We start from the raw sequence: 20937 nt of genomic DNA on the forward strand, positions 1-20937 counted from the left end.
GGTGACGCCTTCAGGCGATGGCGGACGAGGCTTCCAGGGCGCGCACGCGGGGGACGTGCGTGCACAGCGCCTCCACGACGCGTGACACCTCTGCTTCGGTGGTGTTCGGTCCCAAGCTGAAGCGCAGGCTGCCGCGTGCCTGCGCGGGGGACAGGCCCATGGCGCGCAGCACGTGCGACGGGGACAGCGTCCCGGACGCGCAGGCCGCGCCCGACGACACGTGGATGCCTTCCAGGTCCAACGCCATCAGGAGCGCTTCGCCCTCGACGCCGTCGAAGCGCAGGTTGCTGGTGTTGGGCACGCGCGGTGCCCCGGCGCCGTTCACCGTCACGCCGGGCAGCCGCGTGAGCACCTGCTGCTCGAACCCGTCGCGCAGGGCGCCCACCCGTCCGGCGACGGTCGACTGCTCCTTCGCGGCCAGCTCCAGGGCCAGGGCCAGGGCCTCCGCGTAGGGGACGTTCTGCGTGCCTCCCCGGCGTCCGCCCTCCTGGTGCCCGGGGGTCAGCGCCCGCACGTCCACGCCCTTGCGCACCACCAGCACGCCCGAGCCTTGCGGCCCTCCAAACTTGTGCGCCGACAGGGAGAGCAGATCCGCGTCCACTTCACGCAGCGTCAGCGGCACCTTGCCCGCGGCCTGCACGGCGTCGGTGTGGAAGAGGATGCCGCGCTGCCGGCACGCTCGGGCCACGTCCGCCACTGGTTGCAGCACGCCCGTCTCGTTGTTGGCCCACATCAGCGAGCACAGCGCGGTGTCCGGCGTGAGCGCCTCCAGCAGGGCCTCCAACGGCACGCGGCCGTCGGCGCCGGGAGACACCCGCACCACCTGCGCGCCCTCTCGCTCCAACTGCGTGAGCGCGCCCAGCAGGGCAGGGTGCTCCACCGTCGAGCCCACCACCCGGCGGCGTTCCTTCACGGGCCTGGCGGCATACGCGCCCAGCAGCGCGAGCGCATCCGCCTCACTGCCCGAGGCGGTGAAGCAGATCTCCTTCGGCTCGCAGCCCAGGAGCCGCGCCACCCGGGCCCGCGCCGCGTCCAGCCGACCGCGCGCCTCGCGCCCTCCACCGTGCACGCTGGAGGCGTTGCCGAAGCCGCCCTCCGTGAAGGCTCGCGCGAGCAGGGCACCCACCTCCGCGCGCACCGGCGCGGCGGCGTTGTGGTCCCAGTAGATCACGTGTCCTGCGCGGACAGCAGCGACACCGGCCGCTCCTGGGCGACGCCGAAGGCTTCCAGGAAGCGCCCCACCAGCTCGCGCTTGAGCGCCTTGCGCTTGTTGGCGCTGCCAGAGAGGGGAAGCCGCGCGCCCGCCATGCTGCCGTGGCCGCCGGACGAGCCGCCCAGGTCCTCGCACAGCTCGCGGATGAGCCGGCCCGCGTTCATGCGCCGGTCCTTCACGCGCAGGCTCAGGAAGAGCTGGTTGCGGAACGTCCCGTACGCCAGGGACCACTTCATCCCTTCGAGGAACATCATCCGCTCGGCGACCTCCGCCACCATGTCCGGGGAGTAGACCTCCTCCAGGTCGGTGATGATGGCGGTGCCGTAGACCTTCGCCTTCTCGATGGACGTGTGGAAGAGCTGGAAGAAGCGGGCGGGCACCTCCGGGTGCTCGATCTGCCCCAGCATCGTCTTGTCACAGCGGGGGAACAGCCACAGGTAGCTGTCCACGTCCGTCTGGGTCGTCTCCCGGCCCAGGTCCCGCGTGTCCGCCTTGATGCCGTAGAAGAGCGCGGTGGCGATCTCCAGGGACGGCTCCACCCGCGCGGCCCGCAGGTACTCCACCAGCATGGTGGACGTGGCGCCGAAGTCGCCGCCCACGTCCGCGAAGGGCGACTGGAGGCTCTCCTCGCGCAGCGGATGGTGGTCCACCACGATGTCCGCGCGGATCTTCGCGGGCAGCGAGTGGTTGCGCACCGGCGGCTGCGTGTCCACGAGGCCGAACAGGTCGTACTCGGAGAAGTCGAGCTGCGACACGTGCGACACGGGCAGGCGCAGCACCTTCACGAAGGCGATGTTCTCCGCCCGGCCGATGATGCCGCCGTAGCCCACCTGGGCTTCCACGCCGGCCTTGCACTCCAACAGGTGCGCGAGCGCCACGGCGGCGGCCATGGAGTCGGGATCCGGGTTGTCGTGCGTCAGGATGAGCGCCCGGCGGTGGCCCTTGGCCACGCGCAGCAGGCGGCCCAGCTTTTCGACGGCGGGGAGGTGGGCCAGGCGTGCTGGCGGAGGCTCCGTCAGCTCGCTGCCAGCGGGAAGCTGGGCGCGGCGGCTCTGGAGGGAAGGGGTCACGGGCATGGAGGTTCTTCTTTTACTTCCTCCGCCACGGGGATTCGAGAAGTCGGATGTTCTCCCCCTGACGTTCCGGAAAAGGTGGGTCCAGCACCCCAATGGTGTCGATGACCCGCCCGTCCTTCACGGCGAAGCAGACGGCCCTCAGGCCGTCCGCCTCCCTGGTGGGTTGCCCGGGGGCTGAGCCCCGGGGATGACTACTCGACGGTCTTGTACTTGCGACCCAGGTCGCGGAAGTACTTCACGCCGTTGTCGAGCGAGTTCTCCATCGCGTCCATCAGCACCGTGCGGAAGACGGCCACCGGGCCCCGGAAGGACTCGTAGTAGCGCTGCCGATCGATGGAGTGGATGACCGCGGGCATGTAGCCGTTGCGCAGCAGGATGAGGTTGCTGCACATGCGCCCCACCTTCCCGCTGTGCTCGGTGAAGGGGAAGATCTGCAGGAACTCGTGCTGCACCACCGCCGCCTGTTTGATGGGGTGGAACTCGCGGAACTCCGCGCTGGCGGTGTGGTCCACGAGCTTCTCCAGCCGGGCCTGGATCTTCGCCGGCTGGGTGATGTCGTGGAAGTAGGTGCGGTGCAGGGGCATGTCCTTGCGCAGCCCCGCGCGATCCCTCTCCTTGGCCAGCTCCTTCTCCGTGCGCTCGCGCCGCTCCATGCGCGCGCGCTCGGCCAGGGCTTCCGGCGTGTTGCCCAGGAAGAGGTCGTGCATCCGCTTGATGGTGGTGAGCGTCAGCGCGGACTGCTTCTTCGCGCCCTGCGCTTCCTCGCGGATGTAATCCGCCACCGCCTTGTGGTTGCGGATCTCCAGGACGACCGGAATCATGGACGCTTCCGCGGCGGTGCGTGCCGGGAAGAGCGCGGCCATCAACTCCTGGTGCGTGTAGACGACGCCTTCGAGCGCGGCGTCGTGGTAGATCCACGACATCTCGAACCGGTCGAGGAACTCGCGCGCTGGCTGCTTGTCCTTGTAGATGTCGAGGTACTCGCGCAGCTGCTCGTTCTTCTCGTCGATGTCTTGATAGCGTTCCTTCACGGACTGCGGCTCCTTCTCGCCCCGGCCCGCCCCGGGCGCTGTTTTCTCAGAGGCTGCGCCGGGCGGTACAACGGCACGCGGATTCTAGAAATTCCGCGCGGTTGGAACAATTAAAACCCGACTAGAGATTCACCAGGAACACTTCGCACGCCTGGTCCAACAAGTCTTTGGAGAGGGCCGGCGGTATCTGCCGGTACCTCGCCGCATCCCGGATGAGCGACACCAGGTCCCGGGGGTGGCACGAGCGCATCTCCATGCTGCGCGGCTTGTAGTAGTGCTCCACGAGGTAGGTGATGGCCTGGTCCACGTAGGGAATGCCCGCCGCCTCGCACACCCGGCGGAAGATCTCCCGGTAGGACTCTTCATCCGGATTGCCTACTTCAATCTTGTACTTGATGCGGCGCAGGAACGCCTCATCCACCAGCTCCTTCGGGTCCAGGTTGGTGGAAAACACAAGAAGCTGATCAAACGGGATTTCGAACTTCTTGCCCGTGTGGAGGGTGAGGAAGTCCACCCGCTTCTCCAGGGGGACGATCCACCGGTTGAGCAGGTCCGTGGGGTGGACCTTCTGCCGGCCGAAGTCGTCGATGAGGAGCATGCCGCCGTTGGCCTTCACCTGGAACGGGGCTTCGTAGAAGCGGGTGCTCTCCGAGTAGATGAGGTCCAACGTCTCCAGCGTCAGCTCGCCGCCCACGACGACGGCGGGGCGCCGGCAGAGCAGCCACCGCTTGTCCATTTCGAAGGTCTGCCGGCGGCCGCCCGCGGCCGAGCCGATTTCGAGCGACACGGGGGTGTGGATGATCCGGTCGTAGACCTTGATGATCTGGTTGTCGATTTCGAGGCAGTGCGGGACGTACACCTCGCCGCCGAACATGTGCGAGATGGCCTCCGCGAGGCTCGTCTTGCCGTTGCCGGGCGGGCCGTAGAGGAAGAGCGAGCGGCCGGAGTTCACCGCCGGGCCCAGCTTGTCCATCAGCTCCGCGGAGACGGTGAGGTGGCCCAGGGCCATCACCAGGTCCTCCTGGCTGACGACGGGCGTCTCCTCCGTCTGGCTGGTGATGAGGGCGTTGTACTGCTCGATGGGGACGGGGGCGGCGCCCACGTAGGTGGAGCGGGTGAGGGCGTCGCGGGCGTACTCGCGGCCCTTCTCCGTGAGGGCGAACTCCACGGACGCGCGGCCAAAGCCCTTGCCGCCCCTCAGGTCCACCAGCTTCTCCTGGGCGAGGAAGTCCACCACGTGCTCGACGACGCCCGACCAGGGCAGGCACATGCTCTCCGCGATGCCCATGCCCGTTCCGGTGCCGGCGTAGTAGAGGAACTTCAGACCCAGGTCGGCGAGCAGGCCGATCTTCAGTCCGGTGTCCTCCAGCGACTTCGGCTCCGAGGGAGCGATGTCGAGGACGGACGGGTTCTCGAGCTTGAACGGATTGTCTTCGTACGCGTACCCGGCGGGAGGCATCGGGTAGGGGTTCTACCCGATTCCCCCGCCCGCCGGGATGTCACGTCAGGCGACTGTTCTCAAACGTAGGTCAGCCAGTCCGCATAGCGGTCGTCCTGGCCCCGGACGACCTTGAAGTAGGCGTCCTGCACGAACCGCCCGATGGGACCGGGCTTGCCCTCGCCCACCTGGCGGTTGTCCACCTCGCGCACGGGGGTGATCTCCGCGGCGGTGCCGGTGAAGAAGATCTCGTTGCAGATGTAGAGGGCGTCGCGGGTGAACGTCACCTCTTCCACCTGGCGGCCGCTGTCGCGCAGCAGCTTCAGCACGGTGTCGCGGGTGATGCCGTCCAGGATGGGCGAGGAGAGGGGCGGCGTCTTGATGATGCCCTTCTTGTTCACCATGAAGATGTTCTCGCCGGAGGCCTCCGCGACGAAGCCGCTGATGTCCAGGAGGATGGCCTCGTCGTAGCCGGCGAGCACCGCCTCGCGCTTGGCCAGGATGGAGTTGACGTACTGGCCGGTGATCTTCCCGCGCACCATGTTCACGTTCACGTGCATGCGCGTGAAGGAGCTGACCTTGGCGCGGATGCCCTCGCGGATGCCCTTGTCGCCCAGGTACGCGCCCCAGTCCCAGGCGGTGACGGCCACGCGGGTGGGGTTCACCGCGCCCAGGCCCATGGCGCCATCGCCCATGAAGGCCACCGGGCGCAGGTAGGCGCCGTTGGCGAACAGGTGCTTCTGCTGGCGCAGCAGCTCCAGCGTCGCCTCCACCAGTTGGTCCTCGGTGTAGGGGATGTGCAGCATGATGATGTGCGCGGAGTCCAGCAGGCGCTGGATGTGCTCGCGCAGCCGGAAGACGGCGAGCCGGCCGTCATGGGTCTTGTAGGCGCGGATGCCCTCGAAGACGCCCAGGCCATAGTGGAGGGCGTGCGTCATCACGTGCACGCTGCCCTCGTCCCATTTCACCAGCTTCCCATCGAGCCAGATGTGTTCGGCGCGCAGTACGGAGGATGAGGTCGAGCTCATCGGGAAGTTCCTCGTCGGGCTAGGGGTGGGACGGCTTGAGACCGTGAGTCTTCAAGCCTTCTATCCAGGCCCACCGGGGAGGCAAAGCGCGAAACGCCAGGGGGCTGCCTGAACGCAGCGCCCCCACTGTGTCCACCGTCCAAGTCGCCGTGCGTCAGGCCTGGGCGATTTGTGGAAGGTTGGCGCGGGCCTTCTCGATGTCACCCTCGTATTTGAGGACGAGGTTGAGCGTGGCGGCGACGACGTCCGCGGTGAGCGATTCGGCGTTGAGCAGCGCCAGGCTCTGCGCCCAGTCGAGCGTCTCGCTGATGGACGGGGCCTTCTTCAGGTCCAACGCCCGGATGGCGGCCACGGCTTCCACCACCTGCTCGGCCAGCACCTGGGGGACTTCCGGCAGGCGCGAGCGGACGATGCGCAGTTCGCGCTCCCGGTCCGGGAAGTCGATGTGCAAGTGCAGGCAGCGGCGCTTGAGCGCGTCGGACAGCTCGCGGGCGTTGTTGCTGGTGAGGATGACGCGCGGGATGTGCTTCGCCTTGATGGTGCCCAGCTCCGGCACCGTGACTGCGTTGTCAGAGAGCACTTCCAGGAGGAAGGCCTCGAACTCCGGATCCGCCTTGTCGATTTCGTCCACCAGCAGCAGCGACGGCTTCTCCGACAGCTGGGCCTGGAGGATGGGGCGGGGCAAGAGGAAGCGCTCGGAGAAGAACACCGCGTCGCCGGACGCGAGCCGGTCCGCGGCCTCCGCGAGCGTCTTCGTGCCCTGCGTCATCTCTCCAATCTTGTCCTTGAGCAGCTGGGTGTAGAGCAGCTGCTTGGCGTACTCCCACTCGTAGAGGGCCTTGGCTTCGTCCAGGCCCTCGTAGCACTGGAGGCGGATGAAGCCCCGGTCCAGGGCCAGGGCCAGGGCGCGCGCCAGCTCCGTCTTGCCCACCCCCGCCGGACCCTCCACCAGGATGGGCTTGTTCATCCGGTCCGCCAGGAACACCGCCGTGGCGATTTCGGGGGACGACAGGTAGCCCACCGCCTCCAGGCGACGCGCCGCGTCCTCCACGCTGGTGAAGGACGGAATCGCGGAGGTCAGTTCAGGGGGGCTCACACCCGTCAACTTAACCGACGGTCCCCTGACGACTGCGGCAAAAATGCCAGGGTTGTGGGGGCGCCGTCCGCACCCTTGAGGGCCTTTGGGGCTACAACCCCCCGGAATCAGGATGCGTAAATATTTTCGCACCCTGGGCACGCACCGTGCATCTCAGTGCCGTATCTCAGGACACGAACGAGGTCGCGGGTCATGTGGGCGTGGTTGAAACTGGCGATGGCGGTGGTGGTGGTGGTGATGCCGGGCGGCATCCCCCTGGTGATGGCGTACATCGCGACGCGGACGCTGGTGGAGCGCTGGCGCATGGCGCAGGCGCAGGCCCGGGACGAAGGCCGGCCGGTGTCGGTGCGGGACGTGGTGGGGTCGCTGCACTTCCGTGACCTGCTGCGCGAGGCGAAGGCCGTCACAGCCCTTTAGCGCGGCGCTCGTCGCACCGAGTCACCGACCTGAGATGACGCACGAAGGGCCCGGCACTCCGAAAGAGTGCGCGGGCCCTCGTCATTTCCAGGGGACGGCGGAGGGCTACTTGTCGAGTTCGTCGACGAGCGCCGTCCAGTCGTCCTCGCCCTCGGGGGCGGTGGGCAGCTGCATCACCATGGTGCGCTCCGGGGCGTCTTCGTCATCGGCCAGGGGCTGCGCCGGTGCCGGGGCGGCCTTCTTCGCGGCCGGCTTGGCGGCGGCCTTCGCGGGGGGCTTGGCGGCGGCCGGGATGACGGGGTTCGCCTGGGCCGTCACGGCCAGGTGTTCGTCCACCGGGGGCTTGGTGGCGGGAGCGGCGGCGGCCGGGGCAGGGGCCTTGCTCTTGTAGCGGGCCAGCTCCAGCTCGGCGACCTTGAGCGCCTTGCTCTTCTCCTGGACGGACGTCTGGAGGCGGGCGACTTCCTGGGCCTTGATGGCCTCGCGACGCTCCAGCTCCGCCTTCTGCTTGGCGTTGAGGTCGTCCAGCTCCTTGAGCTGACGCGCTTCCAGGTCCTTGCGCTCCTTCTGCGCGGTGGCGAGACGGGCGGCGGACTCGTTGGCCTTGGTTTCGGCGGCGGTGACGCGGGCGGTGAGCTCCTTCTCCGCGCGGCTCCGGGCGCTCGTGGCGTTCTCCAGCGCGAGCTCCAGGTCCTGGGCCTTCTTGGTGCGGGCCTGGAGCTGGGCCTGGGCGTCCTTGAGCTTCGCGTCCGTGTCGGCCGCGGCCTTCTGGGCGTCCTGGCCGAGCTGCGCGATGGTCTGCTCCGCCTTGGCCAGCTTCGCGGCCAGTTCGTCGGCCTGCTTCTTCTGGGCGGCGGCGGCGGCCTGGGCCTGCTGCGCCTGGGCCTGGGCCTGCGCCTGGGTCTGCTGGAGCTGTCCGGCGAGTCCGTCGCGCTCGCTGGCGAGCTTCTGCTGGGACTGGCCGGCCTGCTGGAGCTGCGAGTCGCGCTCGGCGATGGCCTTGCGCGCCCCGTCCAGGTCGCTGGACACGGCGTTGAGCTGCTGGCCCAGCGCGTCCGCCTGCTTCTTGGCTTCGGCGGCCTGGGTCTGCAGCTGGCCTTCGAGCGCCTTCACCTGGTCGGTGCGGGTGGCGACCTCGCGGTTGAGCACCTCCGCCTGACGCATCTTCTCCTGCGTCACGTGGGTGAGCTTGCGCAGCGTGTCCGACAGCTCCTTGCCCTTGGTGTCGACCTCGTTCTGGAGCAGCTCCTCGCGACGCTGGGACTCGTGCGTGAGCGTCTGGAGGCGGTCGTCCAGGTCGTGCCGCGCGTCCTCGGTCTGCGCGAGCTTGGAGGACAGCTGCGTGACTTCCGCCACGCGCGCGCCCAGCTCGTGCTTGGTGACGATGAGCTGTTCGGCCAGCTCTTCTCCGTTCGCCTGCGAGTCCGCGAGCTGGCGCTCCAGCTCCGCCTGGGTAGCGGCGGCCTGCTGGCGCGTCTTCGCGTGGGCCTGCTCCTCGCGGGCGAGGACGTCCCGGGTGTCGGTGAGCTGGGCCTGGGTGTCGGCCAGCTGCTGCGACGTGGCGTTCAGCTCCTGCGTCAGCCCGTCGCGCTCGCCGGTGAGGGCGGCGATCTGGGCCGTGGTCTCCTGCGCGAGCGTCGCGTGCGCGCCGCGCTCGGCCTCATACAGGCCCTGCGTCTCGGACAGGTCCGCGCGCAGCTGGCCAATCTGGCCGGTGAGGTCCTGCTCCAGCGAATCCTTCGCCTCGCCGAGCGCCTGCAGCTCCGCGATGCGCGTGTCGCGCTCCTGCGTGGTGCGGGCGAGGAGACCGTTGGTCTCCTGGAGGATGTCGCGCGTTTCGTTCAGCTCCGCGTCCAGCTCGTCGCGGTGCGTGGTCGTCTTGGCCAGCTCCGCGCGCGTCGACTCCAGGGACTCCTGGGTCTGCGTGAGCGTCTGGCTCGTCGCCTCCAGCTCGCCGCGCGTCTCCGCCAGCGTGCCCTCGGTGCTGGAGAGCGTGGCCTGCGTGTCCGCGAGGGTCGCCTCGGTGCGCGCCAGCGTGCCCTGCGTGTCCGCGAGGGTCGCCTCGGTGCGCGTCAGGGTCTGGCTGGTCGCCTCCAGTTCGCCCTGGGTGGAGGCGAGCGTCTCCTCCGTCTGCGCAAGCCGCGTCTGCGTGTCGGACAGGGTCTGGCTGGTGGCTTCCAGCTCGCCGCGCGTCTCCGACAGCGTGCCTTCGGTGCTGGAGAGCGTGCCCTGCGTGTCGGACAGCGTCTGGCTGGTGGCCTCCAGTTCGCCGCGCGTGGTGGAGAGCGTCTCCTCCGTCTGCGCGAGTCGGGACTGGGTGTCGGACAGCGTCTGGCTCGTCGCCTCCAGCTCGCCGCGCGTCTCCGCGAGCGTGCCTTCGGTGCTGGAGAGCGTGCCCTGCGTGTCCGCGAGGGTGGCCTCCGTGCGCGCCAGCGTGTCCTGGGTCCGCGCGAGGGTGTCCTCGGTGGTCGCCAGCGTCTGGCTGGTGGCCTCCAGCTCGCCGCGCGTGGAGGCGAGGGTCTCCTCGGTCTGCGTCAGGCGCGTCTGGGTCTCGGAGAGCTGCTGGCTCGTCGCCTCCAGCTCGCCGCGCGTCTCCGCGAGCGTGCCCTCCGTGGTGGAGAGCGTCGTCTGCGTCTCGGAGAGCTGCTGGCTCGTCGCCTCCAGCTCGCCGCGCGTCTCCGCGAGGGTGGCTTCGGTGCTGGAGAGGGTGCCCTGCGTCTCCGTGAGCTGCTGGCTCGTCGCCTCCAGGTTCCCGGTCAGCTCGGAGATGCGCGAGTCGCGCTCGGCCACGTCCGACTGCAGGCCCTCGATGCTGCTGTCGCGCTGGGCGACGGTGTCTTCCAGCGACGCCACGCGCGCGGAGAGCTGTTCGCCCTGCTGCTGGGCGGAGTCCAGCTGCTCGCTGAGCGCCTGGATCTGGCCCTTGAGGTCCGCCTCCAGGGCGTCCTTCTCAGAGCGCAGGTTCTCCAGCTGGCTGGTGAGGTCCTGCTCCAGCGCGTCCTTGGCCTGCTGGAGCGCCTGGATTTCGGCGTTCAGCTCCGACTCGCGGTCCTCCAGGTGCGTCTTGACGGCCTCGACTTCGCCCTCCAGCTCACCGATGCGCTCGCGGTGCTGCTGGATGGTGGCGTTGAGCTCCGCCTCGCTGTTCTCGTTGCGGGCGATGGCCTCCTGCAGCTCGCGGTCGAGCGAGGCGAGCTTCGCGTCGCGCTCCTCCACGCGCTGGGTGAGGTCCGCTTCCTGTTCGTCCTTGTCCAGCTTGAGCTGGTCGCGCTCGCCGGTGACGCGCGCGATGTCCGACTCCAGGTCCGCCACCTGCTGCGTGAGGCGCTGCTCCAGCGCGGCACGCTCGGCGTTGAGGCGTTCGATCTCCGCGTCGGAGCGGCTGGCGTGCTCTTCCGCGGTGGTGGACCGGGCCTCCAGGCCGCGCACGGTGGCGTCGCGCTCCTGCTCGGTCTGGGTCAGCCGCTCCTGGAGGGCCTGGATCTCGCCGTCCAGCTCGGCGTAGCGCTGGTCGCGCTCGCTGACGGTGCGGCCCAGCTCCGACTCGAACTGGTCGCCGCGCTCGCGCAGCTGGAGGATGTCCGCCTCGTTGGCGCGGACCGTGTCCTGGAGCTTCTGCTCCTTGACCTCGAACTCCAGCGTGACGACGCCGAGGTGCTTCTCCAGCTTGTCGAACTCGTTGCGCCAGCCTTCCAGGTCGGCGCCACGGCGGGACAGCTCCTCGTCGCGGAGGTTGACCTCCTTGCGCAGGACGTTGATGTCCTTTTCCTTGGAGGCGACGACCTCGATGAGGTCCTTCTCCGAGGAGAACTTCTGCAGGAGCAGGTCGTCCACGGTGGCGCCGTGCTCGCGCTCCTTCTGGACGATGGACTGCTGGGCGTCGTTGAAGCGCCGCAGCAGGTCATCCACCTGCATCTTCAGGCCCTGCAGCTCCACGTCCTTCTCGTGGAGCCGGTCCTCGACGGACAGCAGCTCCCGCTCGCGGACGCTCCAGATTTCGGACAGGCGCGCGAGCTGCGCTTCGCGTGTCTTCAGCTCGTCCCGGAGGATTTGAATCTTCCCCTCGGGCGTGCCCATCAATTCACGGCGCGGGGGCGGGCGCTTGAGCTGACGCGACTCCGCCAGCAGCTCCGCCTTGCGGTCCGCGATGGAGGAGAAGGCGCGGTCCATGAAGGACTTGTCCTCGTCCGTCATGGCGCTGCGGCGCTCGCGCTTGGGCAGCTTGGGCGGGGCGCCGGTGCGCACGCCGGGCATGGGCGGCGGGGCCTCACGCGGGGCGCCGGAGAGGGCCGCGTCCAGGTCCGCGTCCGTTTCGTCGGTGCCGGGCGGGACGATGCCCGCGCTCATCGAGGCGAGCTCCCCCATCTCGAAGGGGATGACGAGGTAGCCGTCCGCGGCGGCGGGCGTTTCACGGTGTTTGTTCAGCCCCTCCACGCCCGAGTCGGAGGACAGCAGGAGGACCTTGAGGTTCTGGCCCCACTTGCCCTTCTTGATCTGACCACAGAGGGCGAAGCCGGACTGGTCCGGCAGCTCCGCGCGCACGACGACCAGGTCGGGTCGGCGTTTCTCCAGCTCCCGCTGCGCATCTGACGCAGTGGTGGCCATGGCCGTGTTGTAGCCCGCGCTCTTGAGCACGGAGGCCATGCTGAGTGCGAAGTCGTTCTGGCTTTCGACGATGAGGACGCGACGCTCCATGAAGCCCTTCACCCAGCAAAAAGTGCAGTGAAAACCGCCACATCCTATTCGGCGGGCGCAAGGCTTGGGAAGTTTCCGAGCGGCGCTCGGTCGCTTGCCTCACGTGTTCTTGTTGCGAACCGCTCCCTGGCCGACAGGTGGGGGCGTTCCAGCCTCCGGATCCCTCCCCGGGAAGTTGGTGGGAGGGGTGTGCCGGGCGAACTGGGCTCCTTCAGGCGGACAGTACCCGTGCGCCAGCTGGGCGAACCACGGGTTGAGGGTGGATCCGGGCGGCGCCGGCGGAGGCTCTTCGCTCACCGCGGCTTCGGCGTCCTCCGCGTCCGCGGCCTCCAGGGCGAGCGAGTCCGCGTCGTGGACCTCGTCGCTGCTGATCTCCTCCGGCTCGTCCAGCGCCGCGCGGGCGTTGGACGGGGTGGTGCTGCCGTCGTCGTCGAGGGACTCGGCCTCGTCGGCGGCGATCTCCTCCGGTTCGTCGTCCGCGGAGGCGGGCGAGGAGGGCTTCAGGACGGGCGGCCCCGAGCGGGCCTGTCCCTCCGGAGACGACGGCATCAGCCGGGGTGGCGGCCCCTGGCGCGGAACGGGCGGCGGTGAGACGGCCCGGGGCGGCAGCTGCGGGGGGCGGTCCGCGTCGAGCCCGAGGCCTCCCCCCCGGATGGGCGGCTTGTCCGCGTCACCCGCGAGGCCTCCGCCCCGGATGGGCGGCTTGTCGGATTCCGACAGCACCGGCGGCGGCGTGCGAGGGGAGGCGGGACGGCCTGGATCAGCGGCGAGGCCGCCACGGATGGGCGGTTTGTCCGCGTCGGCCATGGAAGGAAGGGGAGGAGAGCGGGAAGGTTCGGTGGCGGCGGAGGGCGGCTCGCCGGTGAAGGCCAGGCGCGGGGGTTTCGAATCGGAGCGCCCGGCATTCGTGCTCCGCCCCGCGTTCATCACGGAGCGCATGGGCACGATGGGCGTGGGAGCCGGTGGCTCCGGGAAGTCCTCCACCAGCACCGAGGACCTGCGAACGATGGGCGTCGGGGCGGGAGACTCCTCCTCCCGGGTGACGCCGGAGCGACGGACGATGGGCGTGGGCGCCTTCTCTTCGTCCTCGGAGGCGAGCGAGGAGGGCCGGCGCACGATGGGCGTGGGCGCCTTCTCTTCGTCCTCTGCCGGGGCCGGCCGACGCACGATGGGCGTGGGGGCCGGCGCTTCGCCCTCATCGTCAAGGGCCGAGCGGCGCACGACGGGCGTCGGTCCGGAGTGGGCCGCGTCGTCGCCCTGCCCGCGAGGGGCGGTGTCGGCATTGCCAGCGTCCCTGGAGGACGTGTCCAGGGTCGAGTCCCGGGAGGAGAGCGCCTTGGCGGAGAAGCTCGTCACCAGCTCCGTCGGCGGACCCGGCTCGCCCCGGCGACCGCCCAGGGGCTCCGGTTCCTCCTTCGTCGGGGCGGCCGGGAGGGTGGTCCTGGCGGTGTCGCTCCCACTGTCGACCGACGCCGGGGCTTCGGTCCGCGCAGGCGCTGAAGCGGGCGCGCGCTCACGCAGCGGCAGGCCCAGGACCATGGGGACTTCATCCGGGCGCATGTCGGGCTCGGTCTTCACGAGCCGCGTGTCGAGCCCTTCCTCCAGGGCCATGCCCATCACCAGGGGCAGGTCCTCGGCGCCTTCCTTGTTCGCCGCCGGTTCCGGGGCCGAGGCTTCGGGCGCGGTGTCCGGCGCGGCGGGCTTCGCGGGCGGCTTGGGCACGGGCGCGGGCTTGGAGGACTCCGGCATGCCCAGGTTCGCGAGCCGGTTGGTGGGCGTGCCCGTCATGGTGACGTCGGGCGGCTCGTTGGCGGCGCCCACGGGCAGGTTTCCGCGGTTCTTCAGGAGCGAATCATAGAGGTCCAGCAGCTGGCCCCGGATGAGGCCCGCGTCCAGCACCTTCTCCGCGTGCGCACGACCGGCCCGGCCCAGCGCCACGCGGCGGGGCACGTCGCGCGCCAGCTCCACGATGCGTTCGGAGAGCGCGCGGCTGTCCCCGGGCGGGAAGAAGACGGCCGCATCCTGGGGGATGAGCTCGCGGGTGACGGGCAGGTCCGCGGCGATGACGGGCCGGCCGGCGGCCATGTACTCGGAGACCTTGGCCAGCGGTCCGCCCTGGACCCGGTTGCGCTCCGAGTCGTCCATGGGCAGCACGCCCACGTCCGCCAGGGCCAGCACCTTGAAGAGATCGTCGTGGACGACGGGCGGCTGGAAGTCGACCTTCTCCTTGAGTCCCAGGTCCTTGACCAGGTCGTCCAGGTGGGGCTTCCAGTCGGGATGGTGCGCGCCCACGAGCGTCAGGCGCACGTCCACCTGCTGGGCGGCGAGCGCCGTGGCCCTCAGGAGGGTGGGCAGGCCCTGCCAGCCGACGTGGCTGCCCAGGTACATCATCCTCAGGGGCGTGCCGTCCGGGGCGCCGAGCACCTCCGGGTCATAGGGCTTCAGGTCCACGGGCGCGCGCAGCATGCGCAGCTGGTCCTCCGCGGCGCCCAGCCCCTGGATGTACCCGCGCGTCGTCTGCGAACCGGTGACGACGAGGTCCGCGTTCATCAGGCAGAAGAGCTCCTGCCGGCGGATCTTCGACAGGAAGCGGCGGTCCCCATCCGTCTGGGGATGGGTGTAGCGCAGCTCCTGCGAGGGGAAGGTCTGCGCCTCATAGATGAGGCGGTAGCCGTAGTCCGCCTTCAGCTCGCAGAGCGCGTAGCCGCCGAAGGGGTCCGTGAAGTGGGCGAGGGCGTAGTCCTCGCTCTCCAGCTGCCGACGCACGGCCCGCTCGAAGGATTGGATGCGCGAGGCCAGGTCGCCGGAGCCTACCGGGACGCGAAGCAGCCGGGCGCCCTGGTACTTCTCGATATGGGAGTGGTCGGGCGTCTTCGCCGACAGCACCACCACGGAGAAGCGGTCAGGCAACGCCTTCAGATACTCGGTCAGTCGGCGTGAGGAGCCAGACGGGCCGGGGATGACGTCGAAGCTGCACAGGAGAAGTCTGGGCAGGTCACTCAAGCGGTCGCAGGATACTTGGACAAGGGGAAGGTGTCATCGGTCGTGAAGGAAGAAGTACGGGGTCGGCAGACAAACACATCCCGTGACGGATGCGTTGACCCCCTGTATGCCGCGACATAACGAGGCGGGGTGTCCATGGATGAGCGGAAGGGCGTCACCTTGAGCTACCTGCGCGAACTGGCCCGGAAATACCTCCGGGAGCGGTCCGGCGCGTCCCGAGGGCGTGAGTTCGTCAGCGCGCTCGCCGAGCGTGTTCCCGCCCTGGGGCGGCTCGCGCGCCTGGCGGGACTGAACGTGTCCCAGCGGGGCTCCGGTGACGTGGGCGGGGAAGAGCGCACGCTGGATTCCGGACAGCCGGATTCCGGTCCGGCGCGGGGCGCGAAGCCCGGGTCCGTTCCCCTGCCGCCTCCGGAGGCGTCGGATGCCCAGGAAGCACAGGCACGAGAACTTTCCTCGGAACCCATCACCGAGCCTTCGGGCGGACCCCGGACACGGCCGGCGCGGGTGGTGACTTTCCCCGCGCGCGGCAAGTCGCGCAGGGACCCGGACGACGAGGACACGCTGCCGTCGTTCCCCGACGCGCCCACGCCGCGTCCGTCGAGCGCGCCGAATGCAGAGGGGGCGCACACTGCCGCCGCCGGAGCGGTCGCCGTGCCCGCGAGCGAGCCTCCGCATGCCGCCGAGCCCCTGGTGGAGGGGTTCTTCGTGACGAAGATCGCGGGGCAGGCCGAGGCGCGCCGCCATCATCTGTTGGAGGAGCAGGCGCCGCGCCTGCCCCCCGCGGACGCGACGCCCGAGCGGCAGGAGCACCTGACCGAGCTGCCCCTGGACTACCAGGACGACGCGATGGTGCTGCTCGCGCGCGATCCGCACACGCTCTTCGTGTTCTGGGACTTCAGTGACGCCAGCATGCAGCGGGCGCTCGATGGCCTGCCGTCGCCGCGCGCGGTGCTGAAGGTGTTCGACGGGGAGGGTGTGGCGCGCGAGGTGGACTTCGCGCTGGAGTCGCGCAGCTTCTACCTGCGGGACATGTCCCCCGGGCGCACGTTCCGGGTGGAGGCGCACTTCGTCGGCACGGATGGCCGTTCGCGCCGCATCGGACATTCGTCGAACCGGGCGACGCTGCCGCCGGCGGGACCGTCGTCGGACACGTCCATCCGGTTCCTGCGCAATCCGCCCCCGCCCGTCGTGAACCGCCAGCGTGAGGAGCCCGTGCCGGTGGTGGCCTCGCGCGCTCCGGAGCCGCAGGAGCGCGAGTACGTGACGTGGCGCCGGGTGACGCTGCCGGGCAGCGCGGGCGTGCGCGATGTTCCGGAAGTGCACCGTGTGCGGGCCCCGGGCGCTTCGGATCAGCGCTATGGGGAGGCGGCCTATCTGGAGGGTGCTCCCCGGGCGCCGGGTGCTTCGGACCAGCGGTATGAAGCGGGAACTGTGGAGCTTGCTCCCCTGGCTCCGCCGCGGGCACCGGGTGCTTCGGATCAGCGCTATCTGTCGGTGGAACGCGCGCCGGGAGCTTCGGATCAGCGCTACGAGCAGACCGGGGGCGCGGTGGGCCATCGGTATCTGGAAGTGCCGCGCGCGCCGGGTGCTTCGGATCAACGGTATGGGCAGGCACTGCTTCCGGGCGGTGTGTCGGAGTACCGCTATCTGGAGGTTGCTTCCCGTGCCGCTGGCGCTTCGGATCAGCGCTACGTGGAAGGCGCGGGAGGGCAGGGCGCGTCCGACCAGAAGTACATCGACGTGCCGCGTGCGCCGGGTGCTTCGGATCAGCGCTACCTCACGGTGTCGCCGGTACCCGGGGCTTCGGATCAGCAGTACCTGACGGTGCCGCGTGCGGCTGGCGCGTCGGATCAGCGGTATCTGTCCCCGGAGCGTGCGCAGGGGGCTTCGGATCAGCAGTACCTGACGGTGCCGCGTGCGGCTGGCGCGTCGGATCAGCGGTATCTGGGGACGGAGGGCGCTTCGGGGCAGCAGCACCCGACGGTGCCGCGCGCGGCCGGGGCATCGGATGCGCGCTCCCTGGATGATTCGCGTGCACCCGCTGGCGCGCCTCCCGCGAAGGGTCCTTCGGCGCCACTTCCCGTGAATGGCCGTGGCGTGGGGAATGGCTCGCGTGCGCCTTCGTTGCCCGTCTCCGTGGGGAAACCCTCCGCGTCGGATTCACGTTCGCAAGGGGTGGTTTCTCCGGAGCCGTCGCGCGCTTCTGCGCCGGAGGCTTCCAGGGATCCGTGGGCCCTGAGCGTGGCGCGCGGTCTGTCCGCGTCCGAACAGCGAGCCCTGGACAAGGCGAGAGCATCTGGCGAGGCGTCGCAGGTGGCTGCTCCGGCTCCTGCGCCTTTGAGTGGCTCTCCGTCCACGGAGGCGGCTGCCGTGGCATCGAAGGCAGCGCCCTCGACGGTCGCACCCAGCACTCCGCCCGCGAAGGCCGAAGCGTCTTCGCCTCCGCCCGCACCGCCGTCGAAGACCGCCGCTCCCGCGGTGCCTGGCACTCCGTCCGCGAAGGCCGCCGCGCCTCGGACCGAAACGGCCCGGACGGAGGCCGCACCCGCTCAACCTTCCGCGCCCGCGAAGCCCGCGCCTCCTGAGCCTTCATCCCCGGGCTCCAAGTCCTCCAACTCCAAGTCCCGGCGCTCTTCGCGCCGTGGACGTTCGTGAACCCGCACGGCCTCCTCGACTGACCTATGAGCCTGGGCTCCCTCGCGCTGGTCCTCCACGCACATCTCCCCTTCGTCCGCCACCCCGAGTACGAGGACTTCCTCGAGGAGGACTGGCTCTACGAAGCCATCTCGGAGACGTACCTGCCGCTGCTGCGCGTGTTCGACACGCTGGTCGAGGAGCGCGTCCCCTTCCGGGTGACGATGACGCTCTCGCCCACGCTCGTCACGATGCTCAACGACGACCTGCTGCGCGAGCGCTACGCCCGGCGCCTGGACCTGCTCTGCGAGCTGGGCGCCCGTGAGGTGCACCGCACCCGTCACGACGCCTCGTTCCACCCGCTGGCCGTCTTCCACCGCGACCACTTCGAATCGCTGCGCCTCGCGTACAACAACCACTACCGCCGTGACCTCGTCGCCGCGTTCCGCAGACTCCAGGACGCAGGCCACTTGGAGATCCTCACCTGCAACGCCACCCACGGCTTCCTGCCGCTGATGCAGCAGACGCCCGAGGCCGTGCGCGCCCAGGTGACGGTGGCGGCGAACCACTACCGCCAGAACTTCGGCCGCGACCCCGCGGGCATCTGGCTGGCCGAGTGCGGCTACTACCCGGGCCTGGAGCGCGTCCTCTCCGCCGAGCGCATCCGCTACTTCTTCGTCGACACGCACGCGCTCACCGACGCCACGCCCCGCCCGCTGCACGGCCCCTACGCCCCCATCTTCACCGAGCCGGGCGTCGCCGCCTTCGCACGCGACCCGGAGAGCAGCCAGCAGGTGTGGAGCACCGAGCACGGCTACCCGGGCGACCCCGTCTACCGCGAGTTCTACCGGGACATCGGCTGGGACCTGGACCAGGACTACATCCGGCCCTTCGTCCAGCCCACCGGCGACCGCAAGAACACCGGCTTCAAGTACTTCCGCATCACCGGCAAGACGAACGACAAGCAGCCCTATGATCCGGCCGCCGCCCGCGAGCGCGCTGGGGTGCACGCCGGCAACTTCCTCTTCAACCGCGAGCGCCAGTTCGAATACCTCGCCTCGCGCATGGGCGGCCGCAAGCCCGTGGTCGTCGCGCCCTACGACGCGGAGCTGTTCGGTCACTGGTGGTTCGAAGGTCCCCACTTCATCGAAGCGCTCATCCGTCAGGCCGCGCGCGAGCCCCGGAAGTTCGACCTCATCAGCCCGCTGGACGACCTGCGCGCGCACCCGGAGAACCAGGTGGCCACGCCGCCCCTGTCCTCCTGGGGCGCGGGCGGTTACGCCAACATGTGGTTGGACGGAAGCAACGACTGGATCTACCGGCACCTGGACCACTGCGCGAAGCAGATGGTGGAGCTGGCGCGGGACTTCCCTGACGCTTCATCCCTGCCGCGCCGGGCGCTGAACCAGGCCGCGCGCGAGCTGCTGCTGGCGCAGTCCTCCGACTGGGCCTTCATCATGAAGACCGGCACCATGGTGGACTACGCCGTCCGCCGGACGAAGGAGCACCTGCAGCGCTTCCTGCGCCTGCACGATCAGGTGCGCGCGGGCACCGTCGACGAAGCGTGGCTGTCCCACGTGGAGGGCCGCGACAACCTGTTCCCTGAGCTGGACTACCGGGTGTACCGGCCTGGTTGAGCGCTTCGGGAACAGGCGGGCTGGCCGGGAGTTCACCTCCCGCAGGCGGACGATGTCGTTCCGGTTGCGGGGACTCGTTTCCGCTTTAGCTTGAAGGAATCCATGACCCACACGCTCCTTCCGTTCCGTCGCAAGCTCGTGGCCGCCGTGCTGGTGCTGGCGTCGCCCACGCTCGCCCTCGCGCAGGCTCCGGCGCCCAAGCCCGCCGCACCACAGACGCAGCAGGCGGCTTCCGGACAGGCCGGCAACCTCCAGCCCGCCACGCGCGAGGCCCAGTCGCTGGCCTCGCTGGCCCCGCTGGTGGACTCGGTGAAGTCCGCCGTCGTGAACGTGGACGTGCAGGCCCGTCCCGAAGTGCCGGAGGGCATGGAGGACAATCCGCTCTTCGACCGCTTCTTCGGTGGAAACGGTGGGAGGGGCGGCGGTCGCAGTGAGCGGGAGCAGGTCCGCCAGGGCGCCGGGTCCGGCTTCATCATCGACCCCAAGGGCCTGGTGCTCACCAACAACCACGTCATCGCGGACGCGGTCACCATCACCATCCGCCTGGACGACGGCCGTTCGTTCACCGGCGAGGTGGTGGGGCGCGACCCGCTCACCGATGTGGCCGTGGTGAAGATCAAGGAGAAGGTGGATCAGCTGCCCACCGTGAAGCTGGGGGACTCGGACGCGGTGCGCGTGGGCGACTGGGTGCTGGCCATCGGCAACCCGTTCGGGCTCGCCTCCAGCGTCAGCGTGGGCATCCTGTCCGCGCGGGCCCGCGAAATCGGCGCCAGCGTGTACGACGACTTCCTCCAGACGGACGCGGCCATCAACCCCGGCAACTCCGGCGGCCCGCTGTTCAACATGAAGGGCGAGGTGGTGGGCATCAACACCGCCATCGTCGGCGGGGGCACGGGCATCGGCTTCTCCGTGCCCAGCAACCTCATCAAGGCGCTCCTGCCGCAGTTGGAGAAGAGCGGCTCCGTCACGCGCGGCTGGCTGGGCGTGGGCATCCAGCCCCTCACGCGCGACCTGGCGCAGGCGCTGAAGCTGCCGGTGAACGAGGGCGCCATCCTCACGCAGATCAATCCCGGCTCCCCCGCGGCGAAGGCGGGGCTCAAGGCGGACGACGTCGTGGTCGCCGTGGACGGGCAGAAGGTGCGCTCCGACAGCGAGCTGACCCGCACGGTGGCGCTCAAGAAGCCCAACAGCGTCACCACGCTCAGCCTCTACCGCGACGGCAAGGCCCAGGACGTGAAGGTCACGATGGGCACCCGGCCGGACCTGGAGGGCATGTCCAAGAAGAAGCCCGAGGCCGCCGAGGAGCAGGACACCTCGCGCCGCGTGGGCGTGTCCCTGCAGGACCTGGATGCGCGCACCGCGTCCCAGGCGGGCTTCACGGAGCGCTCCGGAGCGCTCATCACCGACATCATCCCCGGCTCGCCCGCGGACCGCGCGCAGCTGTCCCCGGGCATGCTGGTGGTGGAGGCGAACCGCAAGCCCATCGCGAGCGCGAAGGAACTGGCCGCGGTCATCCGCGCCGCGCCTGCGGGCAGCACCCTGCTGCTGCGCGTGGCCGGTCCCGGCGGCGGGCGGCTCTTGCGTGCGCTGAAGATTCCCTGAGGTGAGCGAGCAGCAATGAGCGTCAACTACGTCTCGTTGGGTGACAGCACGGCGGTGGGGGTGGGGG

Annotated in this window: 12 protein-coding genes; 4 read left to right on the plus strand and 8 right to left on the minus strand. The window is 69.8% G+C overall.

The window, feature by feature from the left end; all coding sequences use genetic code 11:
* Window positions 1–10 precede the first annotated feature (10 nt).
* From D7X74_RS05565 to D7X74_RS05595, 6 genes are all read right to left on the minus strand, one after another.
* On the minus strand, window positions 11–1171 hold the full coding sequence (locus D7X74_RS05565; RefSeq protein WP_120531865.1) for a cysteine desulfurase family protein: 1161 nt from the start codon (window positions 1169–1171) through the stop codon (window positions 11–13).
* Complete coding sequence (locus D7X74_RS05570; RefSeq protein ID WP_120531866.1) at window positions 1168–2289, minus strand: bifunctional oligoribonuclease/PAP phosphatase NrnA; 1122 nt, start codon at window positions 2287–2289, stop codon at window positions 1168–1170. The genes D7X74_RS05565 and D7X74_RS05570 overlap by 4 nt, the downstream gene beginning before the upstream one ends.
* A 191-nt stretch (window positions 2290–2480) precedes the next feature.
* Window positions 2481–3320 (minus strand): Fic family protein, encoded by an 840-nt coding sequence (locus tag D7X74_RS05580; RefSeq protein WP_120531867.1) that lies wholly within the window; start codon window positions 3318–3320, stop codon window positions 2481–2483.
* Between the two features lie 121 nt (window positions 3321–3441).
* Window positions 3442–4779 (minus strand): AAA family ATPase, encoded by a 1338-nt coding sequence (locus D7X74_RS05585; protein ID WP_120531868.1) that lies wholly within the window; start codon window positions 4777–4779, stop codon window positions 3442–3444.
* 59 nt (window positions 4780–4838) lie between these two features.
* Window positions 4839–5786 (minus strand): branched-chain amino acid transaminase, encoded by a 948-nt coding sequence (locus tag D7X74_RS05590; protein WP_120531869.1) that lies wholly within the window; start codon window positions 5784–5786, stop codon window positions 4839–4841.
* A gap of 154 nt (window positions 5787–5940) precedes the next feature.
* On the minus strand, window positions 5941–6882 hold the full coding sequence (locus D7X74_RS05595; RefSeq protein ID WP_120531870.1) for a MoxR family ATPase: 942 nt from the start codon (window positions 6880–6882) through the stop codon (window positions 5941–5943).
* 192 nt (window positions 6883–7074) lie between these two features.
* Here D7X74_RS05595 and D7X74_RS05600 point away from each other — a divergent pair, with 192 nt between their 5' ends.
* Window positions 7075–7299 carry a hypothetical protein gene (locus tag D7X74_RS05600; RefSeq protein ID WP_120531871.1) on the plus strand — a complete coding sequence of 75 codons (225 nt, stop codon included), beginning with the start codon at window positions 7075–7077 and terminating at the stop codon, window positions 7297–7299.
* A 105-nt stretch (window positions 7300–7404) separates the two neighbouring features.
* On the opposite strand, the gene D7X74_RS05605 is transcribed toward D7X74_RS05600, so the two are convergent.
* A complete protein-coding gene (locus D7X74_RS05605) occupies window positions 7405–11994 on the minus strand; it encodes a response regulator (RefSeq protein WP_120531880.1) in 4590 nt (1529 codons plus the stop codon).
* Window positions 11995–12093: 99 nt separating this feature from the next.
* Complete coding sequence (locus D7X74_RS05610) at window positions 12094–14997, minus strand: glycosyltransferase family 4 protein (protein WP_120531872.1); 2904 nt, start codon at window positions 14995–14997, stop codon at window positions 12094–12096.
* 135 nt (window positions 14998–15132) lie between these two features.
* Between D7X74_RS05610 and D7X74_RS05615 the strand changes: the two genes are divergently transcribed.
* From D7X74_RS05615 to D7X74_RS05625, 3 genes are all read left to right on the plus strand, one after another.
* Window positions 15133–17652 (plus strand): DUF4912 domain-containing protein, encoded by a 2520-nt coding sequence (locus D7X74_RS05615; protein ID WP_147446482.1) that lies wholly within the window; start codon window positions 15133–15135, stop codon window positions 17650–17652.
* Between the two features lie 26 nt (window positions 17653–17678).
* Window positions 17679–19268: a glycoside hydrolase family 57 protein gene (locus D7X74_RS05620; RefSeq protein ID WP_120531874.1), complete on the plus strand. Its 1590-nt coding sequence runs from the start codon at window positions 17679–17681 to the stop codon at window positions 19266–19268.
* A gap of 102 nt (window positions 19269–19370) precedes the next feature.
* Window positions 19371–20870: a trypsin-like peptidase domain-containing protein gene (locus D7X74_RS05625; RefSeq protein ID WP_120531875.1), complete on the plus strand. Its 1500-nt coding sequence runs from the start codon at window positions 19371–19373 to the stop codon at window positions 20868–20870.
* Window positions 20871–20937: the final 67 nt, after the last annotated feature.

Origin of the sequence: Corallococcus sp. CA047B, from assembly GCF_003612065.1 — a bacterium.
GTDB lineage: Bacteria > Myxococcota > Myxococcia > Myxococcales > Myxococcaceae > Corallococcus > Corallococcus praedator.

Bases quoted from the DNA above. Each gene is read 5' to 3' on its own strand.
- D7X74_RS05620 (WP_120531874.1), top strand. From the start codon at position 17,679: ATGAGCCTGGGCTCCCTCGCGCTGGTCCTCCACGCACATCTCCCCTTC.
- D7X74_RS05615 (WP_147446482.1), top strand. From the start codon at position 15,133: ATGGATGAGCGGAAGGGCGTCACCTTGAGCTACCTGCGCGAACTGGCC.
- D7X74_RS05600 (WP_120531871.1), top strand. From the start codon at position 7,075: ATGTGGGCGTGGTTGAAACTGGCGATGGCGGTGGTGGTGGTGGTGATG.
- D7X74_RS05625 (WP_120531875.1), top strand. From the start codon at position 19,371: ATGACCCACACGCTCCTTCCGTTCCGTCGCAAGCTCGTGGCCGCCGTG.
- D7X74_RS05570 (WP_120531866.1), bottom strand. From the start codon at position 2,289: ATGCCCGTGACCCCTTCCCTCCAGAGCCGCCGCGCCCAGCTTCCCGCT.
- D7X74_RS05605 (WP_120531880.1), bottom strand. From the start codon at position 11,994: ATGGAGCGTCGCGTCCTCATCGTCGAAAGCCAGAACGACTTCGCACTC.
- D7X74_RS05585 (WP_120531868.1), bottom strand. From the start codon at position 4,779: ATGCCTCCCGCCGGGTACGCGTACGAAGACAATCCGTTCAAGCTCGAG.
- D7X74_RS05590 (WP_120531869.1), bottom strand. From the start codon at position 5,786: ATGAGCTCGACCTCATCCTCCGTACTGCGCGCCGAACACATCTGGCTC.